The sequence below is a fragment of the Oceanicola sp. 22II-s10i genome, assembly GCF_002210105.1.
In the GTDB taxonomy this organism is placed as follows: Bacteria; Pseudomonadota; Alphaproteobacteria; order Rhodobacterales; family Rhodobacteraceae; genus Pseudooceanicola.
In genome coordinates this window covers 272,078-278,817 of record NZ_AQQU01000003.1, presented here as the reverse complement: position 1 = coordinate 278,817, position 6,740 = coordinate 272,078, and the positions used below count along the sequence as shown (strand labels likewise).

At 70.0% G+C, this 6,740-nt stretch carries 5 protein-coding genes; 2 read left to right on the top strand and 3 right to left on the bottom strand.

Translation table 11 applies throughout. From position 1 onward, the window contains the following. The first annotated feature begins 3 nt into the window (after positions 1 to 3). Both ATO6_RS11475 and ATO6_RS11470 read left to right on the top strand, forming a co-directional pair. Entirely contained in the window at positions 4 to 2,004 is a 2,001-nt protein-coding gene (locus tag ATO6_RS11475) for a translocase (RefSeq protein WP_088624137.1), read from the top strand. 94 nt (positions 2,005 to 2,098) lie between these two features. Further along, positions 2,099 to 2,890: an enoyl-CoA hydratase-related protein gene (locus tag ATO6_RS11470; RefSeq protein WP_088624136.1), complete on the top strand. Its 792-nt coding sequence runs from the start codon at positions 2,099 to 2,101 to the stop codon at positions 2,888 to 2,890. A 355-nt stretch (positions 2,891 to 3,245) separates the two neighbouring features. On the opposite strand, the gene ATO6_RS11465 is transcribed toward ATO6_RS11470, so the two are convergent. The 3 genes from ATO6_RS11465 to ATO6_RS11455 are packed head-to-tail and all read right to left on the bottom strand — an operon-like array spanning position 3,246 to position 6,717. Continuing rightward, positions 3,246 to 4,406 (bottom strand): acyl-CoA dehydrogenase family protein, encoded by a 1,161-nt coding sequence (locus tag ATO6_RS11465; protein ID WP_088624135.1) that lies wholly within the window; start codon positions 4,404 to 4,406, stop codon positions 3,246 to 3,248. A 13-nt stretch (positions 4,407 to 4,419) separates the two neighbouring features. Next, positions 4,420 to 5,472, bottom strand: coding sequence for an acyl-CoA dehydrogenase family protein (locus ATO6_RS11460; RefSeq protein WP_088624134.1), 1,053 nt, complete (start codon positions 5,470 to 5,472; stop codon positions 4,420 to 4,422). A 12-nt stretch (positions 5,473 to 5,484) separates the two neighbouring features. Next, positions 5,485 to 6,717, bottom strand: coding sequence for a CaiB/BaiF CoA-transferase family protein (locus ATO6_RS11455; RefSeq protein WP_088624133.1), 1,233 nt, complete (start codon positions 6,715 to 6,717; stop codon positions 5,485 to 5,487). Between the last annotated feature and the right edge of the window lie 23 nt (positions 6,718 to 6,740).

Here is a 6,740-nt window from a genome sequence, read left to right as displayed (position 1 = left end):
CGGATGGCCGTCGCCGCCCTCCGCCTGACCGCCTGTCGCCCGTGGGACACGCGCGACCGTGCCCCGTCGGCCCTGCCCGAACGGCGGCATCCCAAGCTGAAATGGTGGGACAGGGCCGCCATCGCCGTGCTGACGGCGCTAAAGCCCCGGATCACCGACACCGGCTCCGCCGACCGCCGGTTCGCGGCGCGGGTGGTCCGGGCCGGGCGCAGGCTCGACCGGCTGTCCGACGACGACCTGCGCGCCACGGCCGCATCCCTGCGCCCCCGCCTGCTGGCCGAAGGCTTCGACGGCCCCGCCGCCGTCCGCGCCTTTGCCCTGACGCGCGAGGCGACGCGCCGCGCGCTCGGCTACCGGCACCACCCGGTCCAGATCATGGGGGCCCGGCGGATCCTCTCCGGCCACCTGACGGAAATGGCCACCGGCGAGGGCAAGACCGCCACCACCGCCCTGGCCGCCGCCACCGCCGCGCTGGCGGGCGTGCCGGTGCATGTGGTGACGGTGAACGAATACCTCTGCACCCGCGACCACGACACCCTGCTGCCCGTCTATGCCCTGCTCGGCCTCGGATCCGCGGCCATCGACCCCGAGGCGGATCCGGCGGTCAAGCGGCGCGCGTGGCTGGCGCCGATCGTCCATGTCTCGGGCAAGACGCTGGTGTTCGAATACCTGCGCGAACGGCTGGGGCGCGACGACCTCGCCTCGCCGCAGCGCCGGGCGGCGGCGCGGCTGGCGGGGGCCGGGGCGCGGCCCTCCATGCCCCCCGCCCTGGCCTTTGCCATCGTGGACGAGGTGGACAGCGTCCTGATCGACGAGGCGCAGACGCCACTCATCATCGCCGCCCCGCACAGGCGGATGAGCGACGCCGACTGCCACATCGCGCTGGCCGCCGCCCGCGTGATGACGGCGCCCGAACATTTCCGCATCCGCCGCGATGCCCGGCGGGTCGAGCTGACCGACGCGGGCCACGCCGCCCTTGCCCGCGCGACCGAGGGCAACGGCGGCCTGTGGCGGGTGCCGCGCGCCCGCGCGGAACTGGCGGGCCACGCGCTGAGCGCGCTGCATCTTTACGAACGGGACCAGCATTACATCGTCACCGACGGCAAGGTGCAGATCGTGGACGAATTCACCGGCCGCATCCTCGGCGACCGCCAGTGGCAGGCCGGGCTGCACCAGATGGTCGAGGTCAAGGAAGGTCTGGACCTGAGCGAGGAGCGGCGCACGCTGGCGCAGATCACCTATCAGGAATTCTTCCGCCGCTACCTGTGGTTCGGCGGCATGTCCGGCACGCTGGCCGAGGTCGCCCGCGAACTGTCGCGCACCTATGACAGACCGCTGGCCCGCGTGCCCACCAACCGCCGGGTGCGGCGGCGGCTGACCGGCACCCGGCTCTACCGCACCGAACGGGCCAAGATCGCCGCCATCGTCGCCCGCGCCCGCCGCATGTCGGACCGGGGACGCCCGGTGCTGATCGGCACCCGCTCGGTCGATGTGTCCGAACGCATCGCCGCCGCGCTGGCGGGCACGCCCTGCCGCCTGCTCAACGCCCGGCAGGACGCCGAGGAAGCCGCCATCGTCGCCGAAGCCGGGCATGCCGGGCGGATCACCATCGCCACGAACATGGCCGGGCGCGGCACCGACATAAAGCTGACACCCGAGGCGCGGGCGGCGGGCGGGCTGCATGTCATCCTGACCGAGTTCCACGAAAGCCGCCGTATCGACCGCCAGCTCATGGGCCGCGCCGGGCGGCAGGGCGATCCCGGCAGTTGCGAACAGATCGTGGCGGTCACCGACCCGGTGCTGACCCGCTTCGCCCCCGGCCTCTGCCGCGCGGCGCGCCTGATCCCGTGGCCCCTGCCGCGCCGCCTGCCCGGTCCCTGCGCCAGCGCGATCCGCGTCGTGGCGCAGGCGCGTGCCGAACGGCGCGGCGCGCAGACCCGGATGGCCAGCCTGCGCCGGTCCGAAAAGCTGGCGGAGCTGATGGCCTTCACCGGGCGGCGTTAGGCGCGTCGGATTTGACACTCCTGAAATCCGGGCGCTGCCGCTTGCGGTGTCGGAGCCTGCGCCCGAGGCTGCGCCCGGAACAAGGGAGAACGAAATGTCCGAACCGGCCGTCCTGTACGAAGTCGCGAACCGCGTCGCCACGATCAGCCTGAACCGCCCCGACGAGTTCAACACGTGGCGCCCCGAGATGGAGCATGGCCTGCGCGAGGCGATGACGCGCGCCGCCGGGGACGACGAGGTCCGCGCCATCGTCTTCACCGGCCGTGGCAAGGCGTTCTGCGCGGGCGCGTCGCTGCAGAACCTGTCGCAGCGCGCGGGCAAGGACATGCCCCCGCCGCACGAGCGCAAGGACGGCGATTTCAACCAGCGCTACAGCTACATGCTGGCGATCCCCAAGCCGGTCATCGCCGCGATCAACGGGGCGACGGCAGGGGTCGGCTTCTGCCTGCCGCTGTATTGCGACATCCGGTTCATGGCGGCCTCGGCCAAGCTCTCCACGGCCTTCGCCAAGCGCGGGCTGGTGGCGGAACACGCCTCGGCCTGGCTGCTGCCGCGCCTGGTGGGGCCGATGAACGCCGCCGACCTGCTGATGTCCGCCCGCCGGATCGACGGGACCGAGGCCGAGAGGCTGGGCTACGCCCGGTGCCTGCCGGACGAAGGCTTCCTTGCGGCGGTGCAGGACTATGCGGCCCAGATCGCCAATTTCTCCTCGCCCCGGTCGACGGCGCTGATGAAGGCGCAGATCTGGGATGGGCAGTACCAGACGCTGACCGAGGCGGTGCACAAGTCCGAGGACCAGATCATGGAGTGCCGCTATACCGAGGACTACAAGGAAGGCTCGGCGCATTTCCTGGAGAAGCGGGCGCCGAACTTCACCGGACGGTAGGGCGTTGGCACGGTCATCCTCGGGCTTGACCCGAGGACCTCGTGACGGGAGATCCTCGGGTCAGGCCCGAGGATGACGCGGGGTTCCGATTGCACCCCTACCTACAGCGCGCAGCCAGCCCGGAATCAAGCCGAAGGCGCCGGGCGAGCGCCTGCCCGTCCCGACGGGCTGGCGCTTTGGGGCCCGCGCGCGACGCTCATATTGCAGAAGAATTTGGCCGCCATAAAGCGCGCCGTTCCGGGGTCAGGCCGCGCCACCCCACGGGCAGGCGCGCGCCCGGCTCGCGTTGCGCGGGTTGAGAGAGACCCACCCCGCGCCGCGCAGATAAGGGCGGAGTCTCCCCCGCCCCACCAAATCACCGCAGCCCGAGACCCCGCGCGACGATCCCGCGCAGGATTTCCGTCGTGCCGCCCTGGATCGTCAGCTTGGTCGACATGCGGGTGAAATAGTTCATCCGCTCGCGATAGGCCGCAACGTCGTACTTGTCGTAATCCATCAGCGACACCAGTTCCCGCAGCTCGCGCGGCAGGGCCTTGTCCCAGACGGTGCCGAGGTCCTTGACGATGGCCGCCTCGGTCACGGGCTCGCGCCCCGCCTCCAGCATCCCCGCCACCGACACCGACATCCGCCGCATCGTGTGAAGCTGCGCGATCAGCCGCCCCAGCCCTTCCTGCACGCGGGGATCATCCGTCCCCTCGACCGCCGCCAGAAACGCCCGCATCGCGCCGAAGGTCTCGAGGAACCGCTCGGGCCCGGACCGTTCATAGGCCAGCTCCGAGGTCGCCTGCTTCCACGCCCCGTCGATCTCGCCGATGACGTAATCGTCGGGCAGGAACACGTTGTCGAAGACGCATTCGTTGAACTCGGCGATCCCGGTGATCTGCTGGATCGGGTTCACCGTCACGCCCTCGGCATGCATGTCCACGAGGAACGACGTCAGCCCGTGCCGCCGGTTCTCCTTGGTCGGCTGCGAGGTGCGGAACAGGCCGATCATGTAATCGGCATGCTGCGCGCCCGAGGTCCAGATCTTGGCCCCGTTCAGCCGCCATCCGCCATCGACCTTGGTCGCCTTGGCATTCGCCGCGAAGAGGTCGGAGCCCGAGTTCGGCTCACTCATCCCGATGCAGAACATCGCCTCGCCCGCGATGATCTTGGGCAGGACCTGCCGCTTGATGTTCTCGGAGGCGTAGCGGATCAGGGTCGGCCCGCTCTGCCGGTCGGCGACGAAGTATTTCCGCGTCGGCGCGCGGTGGACCAGCATCTCCTCGCTGACCACGTAGCGTTCGAGGAAGGACCGCTCCTGCCCGCCGTATTCCTTGGGCCATGCCATGCCGATCCAGCCCTTGGCGGACACGGCCTTGGCAAAGGCCTTCATCGACTCGATGTCATGCTCCGAGGCATTCGGGTCGTACACGCCCTTGTCCACCTGTTCGGCGATGAAGGCGCGGACCTCCTGGCGGAGGGCCTGGCAGTAGTCCGGCAGGCGGACGGGGTCGAAACGCAGTGCGACGTTCATGTGTGATCCTCCCTCAGCGGCTCGACAGGAGCTGCCACAGCGCGTCGCCGTTGCCCTGCGACACGTGCTGGCCCAGTTTCAGCGCCCAATGCGCCTCGGTCCCGAAATCCTCGCGCCACGACAGGGCGTTCAGGGTCAGGCGGTGCAGCGGGTGTTCGGCGGTGAAGCCGATGGCCCCGTGCACCTGGTGCGCGATATGCCCGGCCTGGTTGGCGGCTTCGCCGCAGCGGACCTTGGCGGCGGCGACCTCCAGCAGCAGGCCCGCGCCCTCGTCGCCACGCGACAGGGTGTCGGCGGCGGACACGGCGGCGGCGACGGCGGCGGCACATTCCTCGCCCAGTTGCGCCAGCAGGTGCTGCACGGCCTGGAACTTGGAGATCGTCCGCTCGAACGCCTTGCGCTCGGTGGCGTACTGGACGGTCATGTCCAGCATCGTCTCAAGCGCGCCCGCGATCTGGTTTGCCCGCGCGGTCGCCGCCATCTCGGGCAGACGCGCGGCGGCGCCCGCCGGGGCGCTCGCGGTGGCCGTTGCGTCGACCGAGACGTCGTCCAGCGGTTCGAACGACAGCGTCTCGCCCTCGGTCACCGTGCAGCCAGCGGGGTCCAGCACCGCGATCACCGGCCCGTCCGGCCCGTCACACAGAGCGACGAAGGCGGTGGCCTCGCGCCCGAACGGCACCTCGGGCACGTCGCCCGTCACCTTGCCCGACCCGTCGATCCTCAGCGATCCGCGCGGCGCGGGGATCAGCGGGATCAGCACGCCCTCGGGCACGTCCAGCCCGGCGGCGGACAGCGCCCAGCCGGACAGGATCGTCTCGGCCATCGGCACGGAGACGCCCCAGCGTCCGGCGGCGCGCAGCAGGGCAAAGCCCTGTTCCAGCGTCAGCCCGACGCCGCCCGCCTCTTCGGGCATCATGGCCAGCGTCAGGCCGTTGTCGACCACCGCCTGCCAGAGCTTCGGCTTGTAGGCCCCGGTCTTGTCATGGGCCACGCTGGTCAGATCGGCGAGATCGGCAAAGATCCGTTCCGCCGTCGAGATATGAATGTCGTCGCTGTCGAGCGCCATTGTCTTTCCTCCCTATTCCGCCGCCTGAACGGCCTTGGCGCGTGCGATCACGCCCTCGTCCTCCAGCCGGTCGATATCGGCCTCGGAATACCCGAGTTCCACCGCCAGCACCTGCCGCGAATGCGCGCCGAGGCTGGGGGCAGCGTCGAACGGCAGGCCCGGCGCGTCGTGCAGGCGCAGCGGCGACTGCGGCACCACGATCCGCCCGAATTCCGGGTGATCCACCCAGCCGAGCGCGCCGCGCGCATGCATGTGGCTGTCGTTCGTGACCTCGATCAGATCGCGCACCAGTGCATGCGGCACCTTGGTCGCGCCGAAGATGCGCGCCACCTCGGCCTTGGGCCGTTCGCCGGTCCAAGCGCCGATCGTGGCATCCGTCAGGTCCATGTTCCGCACGCGGGACGCGCGGTCGCAGAAACGCGGATCACTCGCCAGTTCCGGCTGCCCCATGGCGGTGCAGAGGTTCACGAAATGCGTCTCGTTGGTGCAGATGATCGCGACGTAGCCGTCCGAGCACGGGTAGACGTTGTAGGGGCACGACGCGAGGCCACCATGCCGGTTCCCGGTGCGGGGCGGCGGGGCGTCGGTGTCGTAGATCATCCCGAGGTTCGAGGCGAGCGCGGGGTAGACGCATTCCTGCATCGCCACCTCGACCAGTTGCCCCTTGCCCGTGCGGGTCCGGTGGAACAGCGCGGTCATGATCGCCCCGTAAAGGTGCGTGCCGGACAGGAAGTCGATGACGGCCGGCCCGCATTTCACCGGCGGCCCGTCGGGGAACCCGGTGACGCTCATCATGCCCGACGCGGCCTGCACGGTGATGTCCATCGCCTGCCGGTCCTTGTCCGGCCCGGTGATCCCGTAGCCCGACCCGCTGGCATAGACGAGGCGCGGATTGATCTCGCGCAGCGCCTCGAAGCCGAGGCCGAGGCGGTCCATCACGCCGGGGGCGTAGTTCTCGACCAGCACGTCGGCATCCTTGACGAGGCGGCGGAGGATATCCTTGCCCTCGGGGCTCTTCAGATCGAGCGTCATGTCGCGCTTGTTCTGGTTCAGCATCGCGAAGGGCACGGCAGACCCGCGCGACACTTCCTGCCGGATGCGGATCGGTTCACCCTTGAGCGGTTCGACCTTGATCACATCCGCCCCGGCCTTGGCCATCAGAAGCGTGCAATAGGGTCCCTGATAGACCTGCGTCAGGTCGATTACGCGAATGCCCGACAAGGGCAGAACAGCGCTGTCCGTCATGTTCGAAAATCCTCCCACGCGGA